Genomic DNA, 21253 nt, shown 5'->3' on the forward strand with positions numbered 1-21253 from the left:
AAGCCGGGCCGCGCGGCACCTGCGGCCGCACCGTCCTCAACTGGACAGTCCCGGCACAGCGACGCCGAACGTTTGCAGCAGCAGCACCCCGTTCAGCACCAGCACCACGATCGCCGAAGCCACGGCGGCGATCGTCATCGCGAGGCCGTTGCGATAGCGGCCCATCACGGGCGTGCGGCAGGTGAACCAGACCAGTGCGGCCATCGGCACGGGCAGCGCCAAACTCAGCACCACCTGGCTGACGACGAGTGCCTGCGTCGCATTGACCCCTAATCCGACCACGATAAACGAGGGCGCCATCGTAATCGCACGGCGCAACCATAAGGGAATCTGAAAGCCGACGAAGCCCTGCATGATCATCTGCCCCGCCATCGTGCCGACCACCGAACTGGAGATGCCCGAGGCGATCAGCGACAGCAGGAAAATGCCTGCCGCGCCGATGCCGAGCAGCGGAGCGAGCGTGTGATAGGCCGATTCGATTTCGGCCACCTCCGGATGCCCGGCATGAAAAGCCCCGGACGCCATGATGACCATCGCCATGTTGATCAGGCCCGCAATCGTGAGGGCGATCACCACTTCGATATTCGAGAATCGCAGCAGCGTGCGCCGCTCGTCTTCGTTGCGGGCGGTGGCGCGATGTTGCGTGAGTCCCGAGTGCAGAAACAACGCGTGCGGCATGACGGTGGCGCCGATGATCCCGACCGCGATCGTCACGGCGTCCGCATCGGGCAACTGCGGCGTAAACAGGTGGCCGGCGACGCTGGACCACGCGACCGGGGTAATGAAGAGTTCCGCCAGGTAGGACAGGCCGATAACGCCCACCAGTGCGCCGATCGCGAGTTCGAGAGGCCGGAAGCCGGCCTTCTCGAACAGCAGCAGGCCGTACGTCACGACAGCGGTCACGATCATGCCGGCGAGCAGAGGCATGTGAAACAGCAGCGCGAGGCCGATCGCACCGCCTAGAAATTCGGCCAGATCGGTGGCCATTGCGGCAATTTCACTCACGGCCCACATGGCCAAGACCAGCGGCGCCGGAAAATTTTCACGGCATAATTCGGCGAGATTGCGGCCCGTGACGATGCCGAGCCTGGCCGAGAGCGCCTGAAACAGCATGGCTACGACGTTGGCGAGCAGGACCACCCACAGCAAGGCGTAGCCGTAACGGGCGCCGGCCTGGATGTTGGTCGCGAAGTTGCCCGGATCCATGTAGGCGACCGAGACGACCACGGCCGGCCCCGCAAACGGCAGCACCATGGACATGCCGCGGCGGCGGCCTTCCAGCACCTCGCGGATTGCCAGGGTAGTGCGCCCGGTGATGGTGCCGGAAGCGGTTTTGTCGCGAACGCGTTCGTCCATCTGTGCCTCGCCCGATTGCCGCGGATCGCAAAAGATCGGATCCGCAGGCATTTGATCGGCCCACGCATGCTAATTTCTCACATTTGCCCAAAACTTGCGTCATCGAAAACGGCGCACGAGACGTTAACGAAACGCAACCCGAAGCGCAGCCGCGCTGCACTTCCATGAAGGCACAGCTTTTCGGTGTCGCTTTACATCTTCGGATACTTTACAGAATGCCTTATTCGCCGGTTACATTCCTTTCGAGAGCCACCCTATCCGCCGCGGTCGTCTTCTCCCTGATCGGCCATCTGAATACCGCTCATGCCGCCGACCGGGTCATCGTGCTCGACTCGGGCGAATCCGAACTCTCGCTGATCGACGAAGCCACCCACAAAGTGGTCGGCACCGAGCCGACCGGCAAAGAACCGCACCATCTGATGATCACGCCGGACGGCAAGTCGCTGATCGTCGCCGATTCCGTCTCGAACAACCTGATGTTCCTCGATCCCCACACCGGCCAGGTGCAACGCACGGTGGAGGACATCGAAGACCCGTATCAGCTTGGCTTCTCGCCCGATCGCAAGTGGTTCGTCACCGCCGCGCTCCGGATGGACCGCGCCGACATCTACCGTTATGACGGTACGAACATGACGCTCGTCAAGCACATCCCGCTTGCGAAGACGCCGAGCCACATGACGTTCGCCTCCGACAGCCGCACGGTGTTCATGACGCTGCAGGACTCCGGCGAACTCGCCGCGATCGACCTGGCCACGCAAACCGTGCTGTGGAAAATGCATGTGGGCAACGAGCCGGCGGGTCTCTGGATGACGCCCGGCGACAAGTACCTGCTGGTCGGCATGACCGGCGAGGACGATGTGGTGGTGGTGGACTGGCACAAGCAGCAGATCGTCAAGAAGATCCACACGGGCCGCGGCGCGCATAACTTCCGCAATCTCGACGACGGCACGCACGTGGCCGTCTCCAACCGGGTCGAAAGCACCATCAGCGTGATCGACTACACCACGCTCACCAACGCCGGCGACATCACCGGCCTGATGCCTGGACCGGACGACATGGAACTTACTCCGGACAAGCGCTATCTATGGGTCGGGTTTCGTTTCGCCAAGCACGTGGGCATCATCGACCTCACGACGCGCAAGCTGATCGACACCATCGCGGTGGGCCGCTCGCCGCACGGCATCTTTTTCGACAACCGCGCGCCGGTCGTTGCACCGAACCCGGACTGAACGCGGCCTGTTGAAACAGCCCTTGCCTGACTAGTCATTCACGAGGATTCCGATGTTCCATGAAATCGTCGCGCAGCTCGACAACATGGTGTCTGCGCTGCAGACGCTGCTGTATGTCGATGTGGTGCAGCCGTTCTTCTATCGCTTCGGCCTGATGGGTTACGACGAAGACACCTATGACGCACTCTACTGGGTGATCATCGGCGTACTCGAAATCATCGTCACCTATCTGGCGTTGCGGCCGCTCGAAGCCCTGCGTCCCGTCGAGCAATGGAAGGACCGCAAGGCGCTGCGCGCGGACGTGATCTACACGTGGATCGCGAAGCTCGGCATCATCAACATTGCGTTCTTTTTCCTGCTCCAGCCGCTGTTCGATCACTGGCAGAGCCTGATCTCGATCTACAACATCCCGAACCTCGATATCGACAGTCTCTGGCCGGGCGTCACCGACCAGCCGATCGTCTCGTTCCTGATCTATCTGGTGGTGCTCGATTTTGCCGGCTACTGGTATCACCGCTGGCAGCATCGCTTCGGCGTCTGGTGGGAACTGCATGCGGTGCATCACAGCCAGCAGCAGATGTCGTTGTGGAACGACGACCGCAATCACTTTCTGGACGACATCATCCAGGCGGCATTCTTCGCAGCGATCTCGCTGTTTATCGGCGTGCAGCCCACGCAGTTCGTGGTGCTGGTGGCCGTCAGCAACTTCATGCAGAGCGTGCAGCACGTCAATGCGCGTTTGCCGTACGGCTGGCTGCTGGAGCGCATCATCGTCAGCCCGATCTTTCATCGCCGCCATCACGCAGTGGGTTATGGCCATGAAGGCACGGCTTACGGCTGCAACTTCGGCGTGCTGTTTCCGTGGTGGGACATGATGTTCCGTACGGTATCGTGGAACCGGGTGGTCGAGCCGACCGGCATCCGCGATCAGTTGCCGCCGCCGCACGGCGACGGCCGCCCCTATGGCAATGGTCTGCTTGCGCAGCAGTGGCTGGCGTTCGTGCGCATCGTCGACCGCGTGCGCGGCAAACGTGCCTACGCGCCGGGCACGATCGACGCAGCCAACTGATCGATTATCTGTGCCGGGCGGGTTCCCGCCCGGCGCGCCTCTTCTCTTCGCTCCCTGCTCTGCTCGCTGCTTCGTTCCCGCCCCGCCTGCTACGCCCTGCCGCCCGAGCTCACTTGGGCGCCGCGTTGGGCACCGCGCCAAATGCGCCGCTGTCGTAAGCCGCGCAATACGCCTTCCAGTCTTCGATCACCTGCGCCTCGCATTGCACCGCGAGTTCGACGAGCGGCATCTGCCAGTCCTTGCGGCAACCGAACGCAATCAGTTCGTCCGCGATTGCCGAGCCTTGCCGGCCGCTGCTGCGCAACTGCGCCCAGGCGCTCAGTTCCGCCATATTGTTGACGACGGCTTCGAGCCGCGGCAGCTTGCCGTCCCAGTCGCTCAACGCCACGCGGTCCTCGCTGGGTTGCAGGCTGCGTAGCACATAAGGCCGCTGCCTGAACTCCACCGCATGCAGAAAGGCCTGCGAGACCGCCTGGCTGCGCCGCTGGATCGCCACGACACGCTCGGACTCGCTACCCCATGCGGGCTGCTTCGTCTTGACGCGCGGCGCCACGGATGAAGGCAACGCTTCCTTCAGGTCGAGCAGGAAGTTGCCGTCGGGCGAGCCCTTGCCTTCCACGAGCATCACATAACGGTCGACGCCGAGGCTGCCCGTGCCGGCCACCCGGCGGGCGACGTCGATGACGCGATAAAAATCCGCGTTCTCTGCGCCATTCGAATGGTTCGGATTGCCAGGATTGCTCGCCTGATGCCTCGCGAACTCGTTCATGAACGCGGTGACCTCGGCGCGCGCTTCGTCGCTCACCGCCAGCGCCTTCTTGCCATCGACACGCAGTACCCGCTTCTTGCCCTTCAGTTCCGTGCGCCGGTTCAGCAGATCGACGCGCGAGCGCTTGCGCAGCGCATCGAACAGATCGCGCACCATTCCCTCGGAGGTTTCCTCTTCGATCCAGCGTGCCTTGCCGAAGCTCAGCGCGGCGGCGTATGCATCGACCGCGGTGTGGCAAAGCGCAAGCGCTTCGGCGCGGCTCACGCGCAGATCGGCCGCACCGACCAGCACGCTGGCCAACAGGCGGATCAGTTCGAACAGGCTCGGCGCGAGACAGGCCTCGTCGAAATCGTTGATGTCGAAATACACCAGCCGGTTGTCGGCCTTGTAGCTGCCGAAGTTCTCCAGATGCATGTCGCCGCAGACCCATACCGGCGGCGCCGCGTCAAGCACGCTGCCATGCGGCAGGCGCTGGTAGAACAGATGACAGGTGCCGCGCAGGAACACAAACGGCGAGGTGCGCATGAGCTGGTATTTCATCGCGAGACGCTCGGGCTCTCGGCCGGCGTTGAAGGCGGCGATCTCCTTGGCGATATCGATCATGTGGGATTCCCTTGTGACGTTTTGACTGAGCGCCGACTGTTGCGGCCAGGGCATCGACCATACCATCAAGATGACCAGATCGCGCCTCGCCGGCAGCTAGCCCGACCCACCACGCATCAACTCACAGGCTGATGCGCGACACGGCATTCACGCCCCATTACATGATGATTGCGCGTCCTTACAAATTCTCCGCGCAAGCGATCAGGCCTTACAGGAATGAATTGTGCTGCCCGCAAAGCCGCACCGGCATTGCGCGTGCAACCTCTATGCAGCGCTCACATTTCGTTGCAAACTCGCGTCCCGGTTACAGCGCGAATGTCATCCGCTGCCATGTTCGCCACGTTAGCCAGTTGGACGTACGCATAAGGGCCGCCTTCGGGCCTGACAAAATGAAACCTTCGGAGCAGCCAACAATGACAACAGCCTTCCACCGCTTGCGCGCTACCGCAGTCTCTGTCTCAGCCGTTCTCGCCATGATTCCGCTCACAGGCATGGCCCAGGTGCCGTCGCCCACGGCTCCCGCCGCCGCAGTGTCCGGCGGCGACCCGCCCGACCGCGTCGCCCGTCTGGACTACTTTGCCGGCACCGTCACGCTGGAGCCGGCTGGCCTGACCGACTGGTCCTATGCCGTCCTCAACCGGCCGCTCACGACCGGCGACCAGTTGTGGGCTGACGCCAACGCGCGCGCCGAACTGCACGCCGGTTCGACCGCGCTGCGACTCGACCAGCAGACTGCGCTCGACATCGTCAATCTCAACGACACCACCACCCAGTTGAAGGTCACGCAAGGCACGCTGTCCGCTCATGTACGCGCGTTGCCGGCCGGCCAGAACTTCGAGATCGACACGCCGAACGTGGCGCTCGAGGCCACCACGCCGGGCCTGTTCCGCGTCGACGTGGCGGCCGACGGCAGTTCGACGACCGTCACGCTGCGCGCCGGCAATGCGACGTTGTACGGCGACGGCGGCTCGTTCCAGATGAGCGCGGGCCAGCAGATCCAGTTTGTCGGCGTCAATCTGCAGCAGCAGGCAGGTGGCTCGGCACCGTCACTCGATGCGTTCGACCAGTGGGTGGCCGGCCGCGACCGTGCGGAAGACAACTCGATCTCCGCGCGCTATGTGTCGCGTGAAATCCCCGGTTATGAAGACCTCGATGCCAACGGCACGTGGCGCAACGATCCGACCTATGGCGAAGTGTGGGTGCCGACGGTCGCCGTCTCGGCAGGCTGGGCGCCGTATCACGCCGGCCACTGGGCATGGATCGCGCCGTGGGGCTGGACGTGGGTGGACGATGCGCCGTGGGGCTTCGCTCCCTTCCACTATGGCCGTTGGGCGTATGTCGACCGTGCTTGGGCATGGGTGCCGGGGCCGGTTGTCGTGACCCGGCCTCCGGTGTATGCGCCGGCTCTGGTGGCCTTCGTCGGCGGCGGGGGCGGCGGCGCGCATTGGGGCGTCGACCTGGCGATCGGCGGCGCAATCGGTGCAGGCGTAGCGTGGTTTGCGCTCGGACCGGGAGAACCGTGGCATCCGGCGTATCACTACAGCCCGACCTATTACAACCGCATCAACAACGTGAACATCACCAATGTTCACAACACGACGATCATCAACAACGTCACCAACATCCACAACACGTACATCAACCAGAATGCGCCGGGCGCGATCACCGCGGTGCCGGCGAACGCCTTTGTGCGCGGCGAGCCGGTCGCGCGTGCGGCTCGTCCGTTCAACGCCCAGGCCCTCGCCCATGCGCAGATCGGTGCCGGCGCACCGGCCATCGCTCCGGTTCAGCAGAGCTTTGCCGGCGCATTGCGGCCGGCCAACGTCGGGGCCCCGGCCAGGCTCGCGCAGCGTCAGGTGGTGGCGACCCGCGTGCCGGTCGTGCCGCCGGCCTATCACGACACGCTCGCGCAACGCTTTGCCGCGAGCGGCGGCAAGGTAGAAGGGGTTGGCGCACCGGTGGTGCGCACCGCAGCGCCGGCCGCATTCGCCGCTGCGAACCATCCGGGCACGCCGGGCGCCGTGGCCGCTCCGGCAGGCTTCCATGTGGTCAACCGTGCCGAAGTTCACCCGGTCGGTCCGCAGGGCGCGCCGGGACACGGCAACGAAGCGCAAGCGGGTCGCGCGCCGAATCCGGCCGAGCAGCAGGAGCACGCACCGAACGGCGCGGAGCAGAGACCGCAAGCCGAAGAGCCGCAGCATCCGAACGAGGTTCATGAGAATGGCGTGCCGCATCCGCAAGGCGAAGCTGAGCATGCGCAAGCGGAAGAGCACAACGTCCGGCCGGAAGAAGCCAATGCTCAGGCGCCGCATGCAGCGCAAGGCGAGCACGCGCAGCCGGAAGTGCAGCATGCGCCTGAAGCGGGTGGCGCCGAACCACAGCATTCCGAGCCGCAGCATGCCGAGCCGCCGCGTGCCGAACAAGCCGCTCCGAAGCAGCACGAAGAGCAGCCCGCTCCCGCGCCGCACGCGAACCCGCATCCGGCCCAGCATGCCAATCCGCACCCGGCGCAGCATCCGCAGCAACACCCTCACCCGCAACAGCATCCGGCGCAACAGCACAAGCCGGAGGGTGAGCATAAGGAAGAGCACGCGAAGTGAATCCGCGCGAGGCGCGTCGTGACTGCCCGCCTTGCTGCGGGCAGTCACCTGAAGTTGCACGTGCCGCCTCGCGTCTTTCGCCAGGTGGCATGTTGCATACGTTCACCCGGCGAAAGAATCAGGATGCCGGTTCAAGAATCCGTCTTTAGGTAATACCGGCCGTCGGCCGTCACCTTTGGACCGAAGCGACAGGCGTTCACGGAGCCGTGCGTCGCGACGTCGAGCGTCTCCGGTTCGGTCAGGCGGAACTCCAGCAGGCATTTGTCCGCATGCCCGTCGAAGGCAGCGACGTTGGTCATTTTCGTGGTGGCCTCGAGCGGCGTGCCCGCTGGTTCATCCGAGACCGCTACCCGCGCGATGCCGCCGAAGAAGCGTACGTTAGCCACCAGGGTGCCGGTGCTCGCCACCGGCTCACCGCTGCTGCTGACCGTCGGATAGAGAAAGTCCGCGACAAGGCGGTAGACGCCACGACGCCCCTTGACGGGCGTGAACGTCACGCTGCTCCATGCACCGAGTTTCAGATAACGCGCAAAGTGCACACCGGACTCAGGCAGGCCCTGCACGACCTGCTTGTCGGCGACGCTCGCAAGGCGTTGTTGTGCGACCTCGACGACACGGCTCAGCATCGCGTCGTCCTGCGCTTCCTTGCCGCGGCTTGCGGCAGTGCGGTAGTAGGCGCGCGCATTCGAAAACGCGCCCAGGCCGGCCTGCACGTCACCCTGATGGATCAGCGCCATTGCCACGCGTGCGTGGCCCGAATTGATCGCCTTCGGTGAGTTCTCTTCTTCGGCCTGCAAGGTGGCGGCGTCCGCCAGCATCGACTCCATATCGACCAGCGTTTGCGCATCCTTGATACGGCCTGCGTCGAGCGCTTCGACACCCAGCGCCGCGCACGAGGCATTGGTGCGGCACTGCACATCCCTGCCGGCCAGCACATAGCGCCGGTACAACTCGGCGCGCGAGCCGCTGTCGAACGCCTGGGCGGTAGCGAGCGACGGCGCCAGCACAGCGATAGCAGCGACGAGGAGAGGGTTTGCACGCATGGATGAAAGCGATGGTAGTCACGTATTCGATAACGAATGTCCCGCATGAGCGCGCCCGTTACGCGAGTGCGCCTTCTCAGGTCGGTGCCCTACCGGAGATGCTGACAGAAAATCGACGAATGCGCGAACCCGCGCCGGAGCGACCGCTCGTCAGCCGCCGCCCACCTCTGCCCCAAACTTCTTTCGATACGCCCCAGGGCTCGTCAACGTAATCCGCCTGAAATGCCGCCGCAACGACTCCTCGGACCCAAACCCGGCCGCTTGTGCGACCCGTGCCATCGGCATCGACGGCTGCGCCTCAAGCAGTTCTCGCGCAATCGCCACACGCTCACGCACCAGCCATTCGTACGGCGCCATTCCGGTGGCGTCGTGAAACTGGCGCTGCAGCGTGCGCGCACTCATCGCCGCACGCTCGGCAAGCGAGTGCAAGGTATGCGGCAACGCGGGATTGGCCCGCACCCAGTCCATCAGCCTGGCCACCCGGCCGCCCTCGTCGGCGGGCATCGGCCGCGGCACGAACTGCGCCTGACCGCCCTCGCGATGCGGCGGCACCACCAACCGCTGCGCCACCCGGTTGGCGATCGCACTGCCGTGATCGCGCCGCACCAGATGCAGCAGCATGTCGAGCCCGGCAGCCGAGCCCGCCGAGGTCATCACCTGTCCCTCGTCGACATACAGCGCATCCGTTTGCACACGTAGCTGCGGATAGCGCTGCTGCAGCTTGTCGGCGTAGCGCCAATGGGTGGTGACGGTTTTGCCGTCGAGCACGCCCGCTGCAGCAAGCACGAACACCCCGGAGCAGATCGAGCAGAGCCGCGCGCCACGCCGGTACGCTGCACGAATTTTCGCCAGCAACGGTGCGGGCGGCAGTTCGTCGGCATCGCGCCAGCCCGGCACGACAATCGTCGCAGCGCGATCGAGCAGCCGCAGCGAGTGCGGCGCCGTCACGGTAATGCCGCCCGCTGCGCGCAGCGGGCCCGGCTCGGCTGCGCAAACCGCGAAGCGATACCAGTCGCGTCCGAGTTCGGGCCGCTCGAGCGCGAACAGTTCGGTGACGCAACCGAATTCGAAGGTACAGAGCCGGTCGTAGACCAGCGCAGCGACGAGATGATCTTGCATGGCGCGATGTTACCGGAGATTGACGATTACGCCACTTCTGCCAACGCGTGCTGTCCGCAACAATGAAGCCTCGTCGAACCCGCACAGGAGCCCTGTCATGCCGCACGCCAACGAACTCACACCCAGCAACGCCGTCACGACCATCGCCGCCGCCGACAGCGCCACCGCCCTCGCGCATTTCGAAGCATCGCTGCGTTTCGAAACCGATTGCTCCGATGTGTTTGCCGCGCTCGCCCAGGGTGAACCCGGTTTCGTGCTGCTCGACGTGCGCAGCCCCGCGTTGTATTCGCGCGGACATATCCCCGGCGCCGTCAACCTGCCGCACGGAAAAATCGTCGCCTCGAAGCTCGTGGATTACCCTGATAACACGCTATTCGTCACCTATTGCGCAGGGCCGCATTGCAACGGCGCCACCCGCGGCGCACTGCGTCTCGCGCAACTCGGGCGGCCGGTGAAGCTGATGATTGGCGGCATCACCGGCTGGCTAGATGAAGGCTTCGGATTGAGCACAGCCAACGCCGATGCGGGACCACGCTAAAACCAGGGTGCTTTTCCCTGCAATTTCATTAAATAATTGCTGCCGGCGGTCGATAACCAGTTGAGCCGTCTCCCCTATACGGCTGGACTAAACATGCTTGGCACATACAACTTCTGGCTGGTAGCGGTCTCGTTCGTCGTTGCGACGCTCGCGTCTTACACCGCCCTCGACCTGACCGGACGCATCGCGCTGCTGGCAGAATCACGCCCGCGGCACGCGTGGCTGGCAGGTGGCGCAGCCGCCCTGGGTGTGGGCATCTGGTCGATGCACTTCATCGCCATGCTAGCGCTGTCGCTGCCGATTCCGCTCGGCTACGACTTTGCGCTGACCGGCTACTCGCTCGCCATCGCGGTGCTGGTGTCGTATCTGGCCCTGCTCGCCACCACCCGTGCATGGCTGACGCTGGTCCATCTCGCACTCGGCAGCGTGCTGATGGGGCTCGGCATTGCGGGCATGCACTACACCGGCATGGCGGCGCTGCGCATGCAACCCGGTATCGACTACCAGCCGGCCTGGGTCGCCGCCTCGATTGCGATTGCCATCGCTGCCTCGATGGCCGCCCTGCTGATCGCCCGCCGCCTGCGCGACGACGATGGGTACAACGTCAGACGTGCGCGCCTTGGCGCGGCGCTGGTGATGGCAGTGGCGATCAGCGGCATGCACTATACCGGCATGGCGGCGGCGCACTTCCCGGCGGGCGCGATCTGCGGCGCCGCCGGTGGCGGCAATACCGCGTGGCTGGCTGCGGCGGTGATCCTCTTCACGTTTGCAATCCTGATCGTCACGCTGATGCTGTCGCGCTTCGACGCGCGTACGACGTTCCTCGCGAGCGCCGTCTCCAGCCTGAACGGCCAGATCATGCGCCTTGCCACGTTCGACACGCTGACCGGCTTGCCGAACCGCGCCACGCTCACCGGGCGCGTCGACACCGCCATCGAACTGGCGCGCCGCCGCCACAACGTGTTCGCGATCCTGTTCATGGACCTGGACGGCTTCAAGACCATCAACGACTCGCTCGGCCACTCCGCCGGCGATCAGGTGCTGGCCATCTTTGCCCAGCGCCTGCAGGCCTGCGTTCGCGCCACCGATACCGTGGCGCGGCTGGGTGGCGACGAATTCGTGGTGCTCTGCGAGAATCTGGTGTCGCGCCAGGACGCGAAGCTGATCGCGGAAAGTGTGCTCGAGCGCATGCGCGAGGGCATGTGGAACGACGACGAGCCGTTGCAGGTGATGCCCAGTATCGGTATTGCGCTGTTTCCGCAGGACGGCGACTCCGTCGACACGCTGCTCAAGCACGCCGATGCCGCGATGTACGAAGCCAAGCGCGCGGGCCGCAGCACCTACCGGTTCTTCGAAGCGAGCATGAACGAAGCGGCGACGCGCACGTTGCAAATCCAGCATGCGCTGCACGAGTCGCTGGCCGCCGGCTATTTCACGCTGCTGTTCCAGCCCAAATTTCGCGGCGACGGCAATCAACTGGTCGGTGCAGAGGCGCTGATCCGCCTCAACCATCCGATCCTCGGCGCACTGACGCCGCTCGAATTCATCCCGATCGCCGAACGCTCCGGACAAATCGTGCAGATCGGCTACTGGGTGGTACGCGAAACCTGCCGGCAGATTCGCCGCTGGGAGGCCGACGGCCTGCCTTCGATGAAGGTGGCGATCAACCTGTCGCCGCGCCAGCTCTCCCAGCCGAACCTCGTCGCGAACGTGCTCGAGATCGTGAAAGCTGAACAGGTGGCGTGCGATCGCATCATGTTCGAGATCACCGAAACGGTGGCCATGCAGGACGCGCCGCGCACGATCGAGATGATCCGCGACTTTCAGGCGAGCGGCTTCGAAATCGCGATCGACGATTTCGGCACCGGGTACTCGAGCCTCGCCTACCTGCAGCGCTTTCGCGTCAAGCAACTGAAGATCGACCGGTTCTTCATCAACGGTCTGGACGACCACGGTCCGGAGGGCACGGCGATCGTCTCGGCAATCATCGCGCTTGCACATTCGCTCGACATGGACGTGGTGGCTGAAGGCGTCGAAACGGCCTCGCAGCTCGACAAGCTCAAAGCGATGATGTGCGACGAGATGCAAGGCTTTCTACTTGGCAAACCGCTGTCGGCCGACACCTTCGGCGCCTTGCTCAAGGAACGGATGACGATGGTCTAGGCAATACTCGACAGGCGGATCAGCAATTCAATCGAGCCGCGAATGCCGGGCGGCAACCCTTTCTTACCGATGCGTTGCAGCAGACAGGTTTTGCCCGCTGGAGATTTCATGAGATTCGACGTAGCAACGTTCAATACGCTGTGCCTGATGACGTTCCTCTGCAGCGCAATCGTTTCCGCGGCACTCTCGCGCATCTTCGAACGTGTCGCGGCATTCCGCTTCTGGTCCGCCGCGTTCTTTCTGATGAGCGCAGCGGCCGCGTGCTTCGGCCTGCATGCGGTGTGGCCGACCAAGCTGCTGCTGATCGCCACCGCGGTGCTGGGCCTGCAATCGCGCATCCTGATCTGGAGCGGCACGCGGGTGCTGTTCGGCGCCCCTGTCTCGCTGCGCAAGGGCTTGGCGATCAGTGCGCTGTTCTGCGTGCTGTTCGCGCTGGCACACAGGCTCGACGCGCCGCCCGTGTACCGGGCAGCGCTGCTGACGCTGTTCTTCCTGCCGTGCCGCGCGCTGACGCTCTATGAGGTATGCCGCAGACGCCGCCCGGACCTCGGTCCGGCGCGCATGCTGGTGGCGATCGCCAGCGTGATTGCGAGCCTCAACGCAGTCGTGCCGCTGACGCTGGTGCTGATGAATCGCGGCAACCTGTCACTGTTGCTGGGCAATCCACAGACCACCTCGGCACTCTATGCGGTGGTGTTCGCCGGCGACCTGCTGTTGATCATCGGTTTGATCGTGCTGGCCCTGCAGCATCTGATCGCCGAACAGGGGATGCTCGCCAATCTCGACCGCGAAGCCGCGCAGCGGCTCGCGCCGCTCAATCCGGCGCTGAGCGGCAACGCGCCTGAACCGGCTGGCTTGCCGGAGCAGCGCGCGCCGTTACCGCGCGCGTCCCTGCCGGATCTCACCTGAGCGCATGGGACGCAATGCGGCCCAGCTCCACGGCCTCGCGTTCAGGCTGCCAGCAGTTGGCGCAGACGTTCGTGCAGTTCGTCCGACGCGCTCGTCATCGGCGCCCGCAGTTCGGCGCGGATCAACCCAAGGCCCGCCAGCGCCGCCTTGACGGGACCGGGATTCGGCTCCGAGCACAGCGCCCGGATCAACGGCGCGAGCGAATGAAAAATCGCTCGCCCGTCTTCGAGCCGCCCTTGCGTGAGCGCACGGTACAGCGCCACAAAGCGCTCCGGCTGCAGATGCGCCGACGCGGCAATCGCGCCGCTGCCGCCCATGCACAGCGTGTTGAACAGGTTGATGTCGTCCCCGGCGAGCACCTGCAGGCGGCCGTCGAGAATCAGCGCGAGCGTCGTGTCGAGCGAACCGGCGCAGTCCTTGATTGCCTGGATCCGCGGGTGCGCAGCGAGCGTCAGCAGCGTCGCGAGTTCGAGGCGCACGCCGGTGCGATACGGGATGTCGTACAGCACGACCGGCTTGCTGCTGAGATCGGCCAGCATGGTGAAATGCTCGATCAGCCCAGCTTGCGAAGGCCGGATGTAGTACGGCGCCGAAATCAGCACTCCCGCCACCGGCAGTTCGTTCAACTGCGCGATGCGCGTCCGCAGACTCGCGCTGTGATTGCCGGCCACGCCCGCCAGCACCGGCAGCGCGCCCGCCTCGGCGAGGATGGTCGCCAGCACCGCGTCCTGCTCGGCGGCCTCGAGCGCCGCCGGCTCACCGGTGGTGCCGAGCGCGACCAGACCCGCCACGCCCGCTTCGGCATAGACATGCACGAGCCGGCGCAGCGCGGCGTGATCGACGGCGCCGTCGGCGAACGGCGTGATGACAGGAATCCAGATACCCGAAAAGATAGACATGACTTAACCTCGAACGCGACCGTATCGATTCCGTTCAGCATGGCGAGGAAGGGGTCAAAAGCGGGGAGGTAAAACGCGGGCCCTGAAAGACTGTTCCGTCGACATCTGACGGAACAGCAGGCTCCGGTCAGATGAGCAGCTGTTTTTTGGCTTTGGCGCTAGCGGCCGCGCAGGCAGACGCCACACTCGCGAGCGCGAGGCGGGTTGCGGTTGAGCGGAGCAGGTGGCCGGTTTGCATGGCGAGCAGTGTAACACCTGTCGCAAAATTGCTTGACTTCTTCTGTCGCCGATCTAATATACGCAACGCGTACATTAACCCGACCCAAAGGTGACCGCATGAGCGTCCCGCAGCAAGCCTTCCTCCGCGACGCCATGCGTCGCCTCAACATGACCCGCGACACCTTCGCAAGCCGTATCGGTGTGTCGCGCCGGGCTTTGGACACGTGGCTGCTGCCCGACGACTCGCAGGAATCGCGGGCCATGCCGGAAATCGTCGAACGCTTCGTGTCGGAAATCGTGGTGCACGGCGAGCCGGGAGAAAACTATACGCAAAGCGTAGACTCACAATCGCTGGCCAGCCAGATGCTGTTTGAAGGCAAGCCGCAACTGCTGTCGGTGGACCAGTTCTCGCGCGATTCGGTCGAAGCCCTGTTCCGGGTGGCCGACATCATGCAGCCCATCGCCCGGCGCCGCAAAATTTCCCGCGTGCTGGAAGGGGCGGTGCTCGGCAACCTGTTCTTCGAGGCCAGCACCCGCACGCGCGTGAGCTTCGGCGCGGCCTTCTGCCGGCTCGGCGGCTCGGTGTGCGACACCACCGGTTTCACCTTCTCGTCGATGGCCAAGGGCGAGTCGATCTACGACACGAGCCGCGTGATGAGCGGCTATGTGGACGCGCTGGTGATCCGCCATCCGGAGCAAGGCTCGGTGGCCGAATTCGCGCGCGCGACCAACGTGCCGGTGATCAACGGCGGCGACGGCCCGGGCGAGCATCCGAGCCAGGCGCTGCTGGACCTGTACACGATCCAACGTGAGTTCTCGCGCCTCGGCAAGATTGTCGACGGCTCACATATCGCGCTGGTCGGCGACCTCAAGTACGGCCGTACCGTGCATTCGCTGGTCAAGCTGCTGGCGCTGTATCGCGGCATCAAGTTCACGCTGATCTCGCCGCCGTCGCTGGAAATGCCGGGCTATATCGTCGAGCAGATTTCGCGCAACGAGCACGTGGTCGAGCAGACCCACGACCTCAAGGCGGGCCTGCGCGGCGCCGACGTCGTGTACGCCACGCGCATCCAGAAAGAGCGCTTTGCGGACGAGTCGTTCGAAGGCTATACGCCCGACTTCCAGATCAATCAGGCGCTGGTGGACAGCGTGTGCGGGCTCGATACGCTGATCATGCACCCGCTGCCGCGCGATAGCCGGCCGGGCGCGAACGACCTGAGCGTCGATCTGAACCACGATTCGCGTCTGGCCATCTTCCGCCAGACCGACAACGGCATCCCGGTGCGGATGGCGATTTTCGCCGTGCTGCTCGGCGTCGAGAAGCTCGTCCAGCATTCGATGCGCGATGCGGCCTGGCGTCCGCCGGTGTATCTCGGCCCGGATGACGCGGTGTTTCACGGCATCGATTGAGCGAGAGGAGCGGTCGCGGCCGGCCCCGGGTTGGCCGCGGCTGCGGTTCGAAAGGACCGCGCCCTCTCTCGGCTCGATGCGCCGACTCGCCCGCCAGCAATGGGCTGCTTGAGTCGCGCCGCCCACGCAAGCCGACTGGCCCCTTCCCTTACACCCTCTGCTCACCCCACACCGCCCACGGCAAAAACCTTCGCCCGCTTCCCCCGGGATGACTCGTCGAACAGGCTATTTCCTGTATTCGCCATTTACAGTCAATTTATTGTATTTGACGAATACAGGCTATATACTGTTTTTGTCATTTACAGCCTATATCCTGTTTTTCGCGCCTACCGGAGATCGTCGTGGACTATCCCGTCAAAACTCCCCGCCAACTGCGTCCGCTCCTTATGGGCTTCCGCAAGGCGGCGGGTTTCACCCAGGCTCAGGTGGCGGCCCGTCTGGGGGTCACTCAGCAGACCTACGCCCAGCTCGAAGCGAAGCCCGAATCCGCCAGCCTGGATCGGCTATTCCATATTTTGCAGATGCTCAAGGTCGGTATCGTTCTGACTCAGGCGGCGCCCTCGGCGCTCGTCAAAGGCCGCACGCCCGGGCGCACGCGAACCATCAAAGTACCGGTCGCAGCAAAGAAAAGCGCCGTGAAAAAGCGCGCAATCAGCGCGCCCGCATTGCCGGCAACGGGCGCTGCCGGGACCGGCGCCACACCGGCGCCCGGTCCCGGCCAAGGGTCGTCGAAACCGGCCGCCGGCAAGCCAAAGGCGCCAACAGGCGCGGCCACCAGGAAGCGGGAAGACTGGTAACGATGGCCCGCCGCGCACACACCAAAAGCCTGAAGCTCTGGATGAACGGTCTGCCCGTGGGAACGTGGGAGACCACCAGAGACGGGGAAAAGCTCACCTACTTCGAAGACTGGATCGCGGACGAACAAGGGCGCCCCCTGTCGCTCTCGCTGCCTTTTACGGCCGGCAACCAGCCCTATCGGGGCAAGGTCGTGTCGGACTATTTCGATAACCTGTTGCCCGACAGCAAGGCGATCCGAGAGCGCATTGCCGGGCGCTACAAAACCGGCGGCACATCGCCTTTCGAACTGCTGGCAACGCTGGGCCGCGACTGCGTGGGCGCGATCCAGATGCTGCCGCCCGACGAAACACCGGACGATCTCGAGCAGATCCGCGCTCGCCCGCTCAAGGAGGCAGAAGTCGCCCTTCTGCTGCGCGAAACAACCGCCGCGCCCTTGCTGGGCCAGCACGAACCCATCGACGACCTGCGCCTGTCCATCGCCGGCGCGCAGGAAAAGACCGCGCTTCTGTGGCATGACAACCAGTGGCTCCTGCCCGAAGGCAGCACACCGACCACTCACATCCTGAAGCTACCGCTTGGACTGGTCGGAAACATGCGCGCCGACATGCGCACTTCCGTAGAAAACGAGTGGCTATGCTCGAAGATCGTGGCCGCGTACGGCTTACCTGTCGCCAATTGCGAAATCGCCACCTTCGAGGACCAGAAAGTGCTCGTTGTCGAGCGGTTCGATCGGAGGTTCGCGAGTGACGCATCCTGGATCCTGCGGCTTCCCCAGGAAGATATGTGTCAGGCGACCGGTACGCCCGCGGCGGCGAAATATGAATCGGAGGGTGGCCCAGGCATCCAGAAGGTGATGGAAGTCCTCGCCGGTTCCGAGCAGGCTGCGCTCGACCAGCGCAATTTCTTCATGACACAGATGGTTTTCTGGATGCTCGCCGCAACGGACGGTCACGCGAAGAATTTCAGCATCGCTCACCTGAGGTCGAACCGCTATGAGGCCACGCCGCTCTATGACGTGCTTTCCGCGCATCCGATCATCGGGAATGGCCCGAACCGGCTCCCTGCGCGCCGTGCCAGGCTCGCCATGGCGGTACGGGGCAAGAACGCCCACTACCTGATCAATGAAATCCGGCCCAGTCACTGGATTGCACAGGGCCAACGCGTGACGTTGGCCCCGGCCGATGTCGAAGAGATGATCACGGCCCTGGCAGACATGACAGAAGAAGTCGTAGCGAAGGTAGGGGCGCTGTTGCCGGCCGGCTTCCCGAAGGACGTATCCGACGCGATTTTTGCAGGCATGCTGCGACAAAGCACGAAGCTCACCGCTCAATAAGCCCCTGCATAAGCCCCTGCATCAGCCCCAGGCTTGCCCGGTTGCCGAACTCACCACAGTGCATTGCAGCCCCGCCATCTCGCCGGCCGCGTCGATCGCCTCCTCCAGAGCGGCGAACGAATACGGCTTCAACTCCACTGCGTCGAGCGAAAGTTGCCCGGACGCTGCCAACGCCACCAGCGCGAGATAGTCGGCGCGCGTGTACATGAAGTGGCCAATCAACTCCCAGTTGTTCAGCAGCATCTCCTGATAGGCAATCGGCAACTCGACCTGCATGCTGCCCATCAATACCAGCCGGCCACCGCGGTACAAGCTGCGCAATACGGCAAGCGTCGCGTGCGGATCGCTCGCCTGGCCGACCATATCGAAGGCGAGATCCGCCCCGCCGCCTGAGGCGGCGCGAATCGCCGCCACGTCCCGCGCCACCTCGCCGGACAACACGACCGGAACCACCCGCCCGCGCCCCAGTTCGACGAGCGCCTGCAGCGGCTCCGCCCGCCTGGCGAGCGCGACCACCCGGCTCGCACCCATGGCGAGCGCCGCCAGCACCGCCGCTGAGCCGAAGTAGCCACTCGCGCCGTTCACCACCACCGTCTCGCCTGCGGCCAGCCGGCCGCGCCGCAGGCCGCCGAACGGCACCACAAGTTTGGCGAGCACGGCGAGCCGCGCGGAAGGCGTGCTGTCGAGACCGTCCAGCGCAATCAGCGTCGCCGCAGGGAATTCGGCCAGTTCGCGCCATGTGCCGTGCGGGAACTCGGCCAGCAGTGCGCCGCTGTCGGCGCTGATCGCCGTCAGGCCGAGCAGCGCCTGAGCCGGTTCGCGCACGGTTTCGTCGGCGACCCAGTAAGGATTCACGCTCACGCGCTGGCCCACGCGAAACGCCACCACGCCCTCGCCGAGCGCTTCCACCCGGCCCACGCCATTGGTCCCCGGCGAAAACGGTCCCGGCGGATACGCATACGGCAGCTTGCCCTCGAGGTAGCTGCGCGTGTAGCTGAGGAGCGGCACCGCCTCCATGCGCACCAGCACCGCCCCACGGCGCGGCAGCGGTTGCGCGACCTCGCGCAGGGCAAGCGGTTGACCGGGTTGATCGAGCATCCAGGCTTTCATGTCTGACTCCAGAGAAGGGGTTGAGTGGACGCTTGAACTCTAGCCACCGGCTACGTATTCTTGAAATCAATTACTGGAATGCGACCCATCAATATGATTGATCTTCGTGGTATCGACCTGAACCTGCTGGTATCGCTCGACGCCCTGCTCGCCGAATCCAACGTCACCCGCGCTGCCGAGCGCCTGCATCTGACGCAGCCGGCCGTCTCGACGCAACTCGCGCGGCTGCGGCAGATCTTCGGCGACCCGCTGTTGATCCCCGCCGAAACCGGTCGCGGCATGACGCGCAGCGCACGGGCTCTCGCCTTGATGGAGCCGTTGCATGCGGCGCTGAAGAACCTCGAAGTTGTGGTGCGCCACCAGCCGGCCTTCGATCCGCATACGGACACGCGCCGCTTCGTGATCGCCGCCAACGACAACGCCACCTCCGTGCTCGGCCTGCCCTTGATGGAGCGGCTGCCCGAACTGGCCGGGCCGGGCGTGCGCATCGCGTTCGTGGTGGCCGATCAGCCGTCGGTGGCGGAGCGCCTCGAGCGCGGCGAGATCGATCTGCTGCTCGGCTCGGAGCGGATGATTCCGGCCGCGATGAAAGCCCGCAAACTGCATGACGAGCGTTTCGTATTCGCGCAACGCAAGGGGCATCCGCGCGGCACCGCACCACTCGATCTGGAGACCTACTGCGCGTTGAATCATGTACTGGTGTCGACCAGCGGCGGCAGCTTCCACGGCTTCATGGACGAGCATCTCGACGCGCTCGGCCGCGAGCGGCGTGTCGCGCTCTCGGTCCAGCATTTCACGCTGGTCCCCGAGCTGCTGGCCCATTCGGATTACGTGTCCACCTTGCCGGCGCGCTTTGCCGCGCGTCACACCAACCGGCTCGACCTTTTCGAACTGCCGTTCGAGGCACGCGGTTTCACGCTGTTTCTCGCATGGCATCCGCGCAATCATGTCGATCCGGCGCTCGTGTGGTTGCGCGAAACGTTAACGGCTCTGGCCTCGGCATAAGGCTTTATTTGATCTGCATGCCTTACCAAAAAGCGCAGTCAGCGATGTTTCCGGCACCAGCCTGAATACCGTCTCTCATGCCCCGCGTGCGACGGCCGCGTCGGTCCTCTGTATCGCACAAAACAGTGTTTCGGTTTTGGCCCAATAAACAGCGCCTGACCATCTCTCGTATTGCATATAGTTAAACGCATTGTGCAGAGCAATGCCACGGGGTGTCCGCTTGTGCCTGCTTGTGCCTTTCTGTCCCGGGGCTTCGCCCTGTTGAACCGTCGCAGCCCGAACGGGCCATCAGGCGCCTCCGCGGCACCGGAATTACTTGACCCTTCGCTGTCAGTGCATTGCATCGACCTTTCATGGAGCAAACAGAACGTTATGTCCAGGAATCGAGTCTCTCCGGGTTCGGACGAAACATCTATCGCCAGCCCCAATCAACCCTCGCGCCGGCGCTTCCTGCAATCCGCGGCTGCCGCCGCGACTGTCGGTGTCGCACCGCGTCTGCAAGCGCAAACGCAGCCCGCTGTCGCGCCGCCCGCCGCAGCACGCGTACCTGAGCCGCCACGGCCGGTCACGCTCAACATCAACGGCCGCGCCTACACATTACAACTGGAGCCGCGCGTGACCTTGCTCGATGCGCTGCGCGAATACGCCGGCCTGATGGGCACGAAGAAAGGCTGCGACCGCGGGCAATGCGGCGCCTGTACGGTGCTGGCGGAAGGCCGGCGCATCAACTCGTGCCTCACGCTCGCCGTGATGCACGATGGCGAGACGATCACCACCGTGGAAGGCCTCGCCAGCAACGGCGTGCTGAGTCCGATCCAGCGCGCCTTCATCGAACATGACGCGTTCCAGTGCGGCTACTGTACGCCGGGGCAACTGTGCTCCGCGACCGCACTGTTGAGCGAGTTCAACGGCGGCACGGCAAGCACCGTCACCGCGGATGTGCGCAGCCGTCCCGCGCAACTCTCCGACGACGAAATCCGCGAACGCATGAGCGGCAATATCTGCCGCTGCGGTGCGTATGCCAATATCGTCGCCGCCGTGCGCGCCGTGCACAGCGGCGACACCGGCAACGCCTAGGAGG

At 64.6% G+C, this 21253-nt stretch carries 17 protein-coding genes; 11 read left to right on the top strand and 6 right to left on the bottom strand.

Annotation, left to right across the window (positions count from 1 at the left end):
- Positions 1-36: 36 nt before the first annotated feature.
- Entirely contained in the window at positions 37-1356 is a 1320-nt protein-coding gene (locus AC1ECK_RS05820) for an Nramp family divalent metal transporter (protein ID WP_480316826.1), read from the bottom strand.
- 215 nt (positions 1357-1571) lie between these two features.
- Here AC1ECK_RS05820 and AC1ECK_RS05825 point away from each other — a divergent pair, with 215 nt between their 5' ends.
- Together AC1ECK_RS05825 and AC1ECK_RS05830 are read left to right on the top strand one after the other, a co-directional pair.
- Complete coding sequence (locus AC1ECK_RS05825; protein WP_480316828.1) at positions 1572-2585, top strand: YVTN family beta-propeller repeat protein; 1014 nt, start codon at positions 1572-1574, stop codon at positions 2583-2585.
- Positions 2586-2637: 52 nt separating this feature from the next.
- Positions 2638-3654, top strand: coding sequence for a sterol desaturase family protein (locus tag AC1ECK_RS05830; RefSeq protein ID WP_480316830.1), 1017 nt, complete (start codon positions 2638-2640; stop codon positions 3652-3654).
- Between the two features lie 109 nt (positions 3655-3763).
- Here the strand turns inward: AC1ECK_RS05830 and AC1ECK_RS05835 are convergent, their stop codons facing one another.
- Complete coding sequence (locus AC1ECK_RS05835) at positions 3764-5026, bottom strand: DUF2252 domain-containing protein (protein WP_480316832.1); 1263 nt, start codon at positions 5024-5026, stop codon at positions 3764-3766.
- Between the two features lie 473 nt (positions 5027-5499).
- On the opposite strand from AC1ECK_RS05835, the gene AC1ECK_RS05840 reads away from it, so the two are divergent.
- Positions 5500-7626, top strand: a complete 2127-nt coding sequence (locus AC1ECK_RS05840; RefSeq protein WP_480316835.1) for a DUF6600 domain-containing protein — start codon at positions 5500-5502, stop codon at positions 7624-7626.
- A 131-nt stretch (positions 7627-7757) separates the two neighbouring features.
- Here AC1ECK_RS05840 and AC1ECK_RS05845 read toward each other — a convergent pair whose 3' ends face one another.
- Together AC1ECK_RS05845 and ftrA are read right to left on the bottom strand one after the other, a co-directional pair.
- A complete protein-coding gene (locus AC1ECK_RS05845) occupies positions 7758-8669 on the bottom strand; it encodes a hypothetical protein (protein WP_480316837.1) in 912 nt (303 codons plus the stop codon).
- Between the two features lie 150 nt (positions 8670-8819).
- Positions 8820-9788: a transcriptional regulator FtrA gene (gene ftrA / locus AC1ECK_RS05850; protein WP_480316839.1), complete on the bottom strand. Its 969-nt coding sequence runs from the start codon at positions 9786-9788 to the stop codon at positions 8820-8822.
- Positions 9789-9885: 97 nt separating this feature from the next.
- On the opposite strand from ftrA, the gene AC1ECK_RS05855 reads away from it, so the two are divergent.
- The 3 genes from AC1ECK_RS05855 to AC1ECK_RS05865 all read left to right on the top strand — a co-directional run bounded on the left by AC1ECK_RS05855 (position 9886) and on the right by AC1ECK_RS05865 (position 13398).
- Positions 9886-10326 carry a rhodanese-like domain-containing protein gene (locus tag AC1ECK_RS05855; protein ID WP_480316841.1) on the top strand — a complete coding sequence of 147 codons (441 nt, stop codon included), beginning with the start codon at positions 9886-9888 and terminating at the stop codon, positions 10324-10326.
- 93 nt (positions 10327-10419) lie between these two features.
- Positions 10420-12489, top strand: coding sequence for a putative bifunctional diguanylate cyclase/phosphodiesterase (locus AC1ECK_RS05860; RefSeq protein WP_480316843.1), 2070 nt, complete (start codon positions 10420-10422; stop codon positions 12487-12489).
- Between the two features lie 108 nt (positions 12490-12597).
- A complete protein-coding gene (locus AC1ECK_RS05865; protein WP_480316845.1) occupies positions 12598-13398 on the top strand; it encodes a hypothetical protein in 801 nt (266 codons plus the stop codon).
- 41 nt (positions 13399-13439) lie between these two features.
- Here AC1ECK_RS05865 and dapA read toward each other — a convergent pair whose 3' ends face one another.
- Positions 13440-14297, bottom strand: a complete 858-nt coding sequence (gene dapA / locus AC1ECK_RS05870) for a 4-hydroxy-tetrahydrodipicolinate synthase (RefSeq protein ID WP_480316847.1) — start codon at positions 14295-14297, stop codon at positions 13440-13442.
- A 336-nt stretch (positions 14298-14633) separates the two neighbouring features.
- On the opposite strand from dapA, the gene AC1ECK_RS05875 reads away from it, so the two are divergent.
- From AC1ECK_RS05875 to AC1ECK_RS05885, 3 genes are all read left to right on the top strand, one after another.
- The gene (locus AC1ECK_RS05875; RefSeq protein WP_480316849.1) at positions 14634-15926 is read left to right on the top strand and encodes an aspartate carbamoyltransferase; all 1293 of its coding nucleotides are present in this window, start codon (positions 14634-14636) and stop codon (positions 15924-15926) included.
- 341 nt (positions 15927-16267) lie between these two features.
- Positions 16268-16723 carry a helix-turn-helix transcriptional regulator gene (locus AC1ECK_RS05880; RefSeq protein ID WP_480316851.1) on the top strand — a complete coding sequence of 152 codons (456 nt, stop codon included), beginning with the start codon at positions 16268-16270 and terminating at the stop codon, positions 16721-16723.
- A gap of 2 nt (positions 16724-16725) precedes the next feature.
- Positions 16726-18057 carry a type II toxin-antitoxin system HipA family toxin gene (locus AC1ECK_RS05885; RefSeq protein ID WP_480316853.1) on the top strand — a complete coding sequence of 444 codons (1332 nt, stop codon included), beginning with the start codon at positions 16726-16728 and terminating at the stop codon, positions 18055-18057.
- 21 nt (positions 18058-18078) lie between these two features.
- On the opposite strand, the gene AC1ECK_RS05890 is transcribed toward AC1ECK_RS05885, so the two are convergent.
- A complete protein-coding gene (locus AC1ECK_RS05890; protein WP_480316855.1) occupies positions 18079-19167 on the bottom strand; it encodes a zinc-binding dehydrogenase in 1089 nt (362 codons plus the stop codon).
- A gap of 93 nt (positions 19168-19260) precedes the next feature.
- Here AC1ECK_RS05890 and AC1ECK_RS05895 point away from each other — a divergent pair, with 93 nt between their 5' ends.
- Positions 19261-20172, top strand: a complete 912-nt coding sequence (locus tag AC1ECK_RS05895; protein WP_480316857.1) for a LysR family transcriptional regulator — start codon at positions 19261-19263, stop codon at positions 20170-20172.
- Positions 20173-20544: 372 nt separating this feature from the next.
- Positions 20545-21249, top strand: a complete 705-nt coding sequence (locus tag AC1ECK_RS05900) for a 2Fe-2S iron-sulfur cluster-binding protein (RefSeq protein ID WP_480316859.1) — start codon at positions 20545-20547, stop codon at positions 21247-21249.
- The last annotated feature ends 4 nt before the right edge of the window (positions 21250-21253 follow it).

It is taken from the genome of Paraburkholderia sp. SSBN10T, from assembly GCF_056619545.1.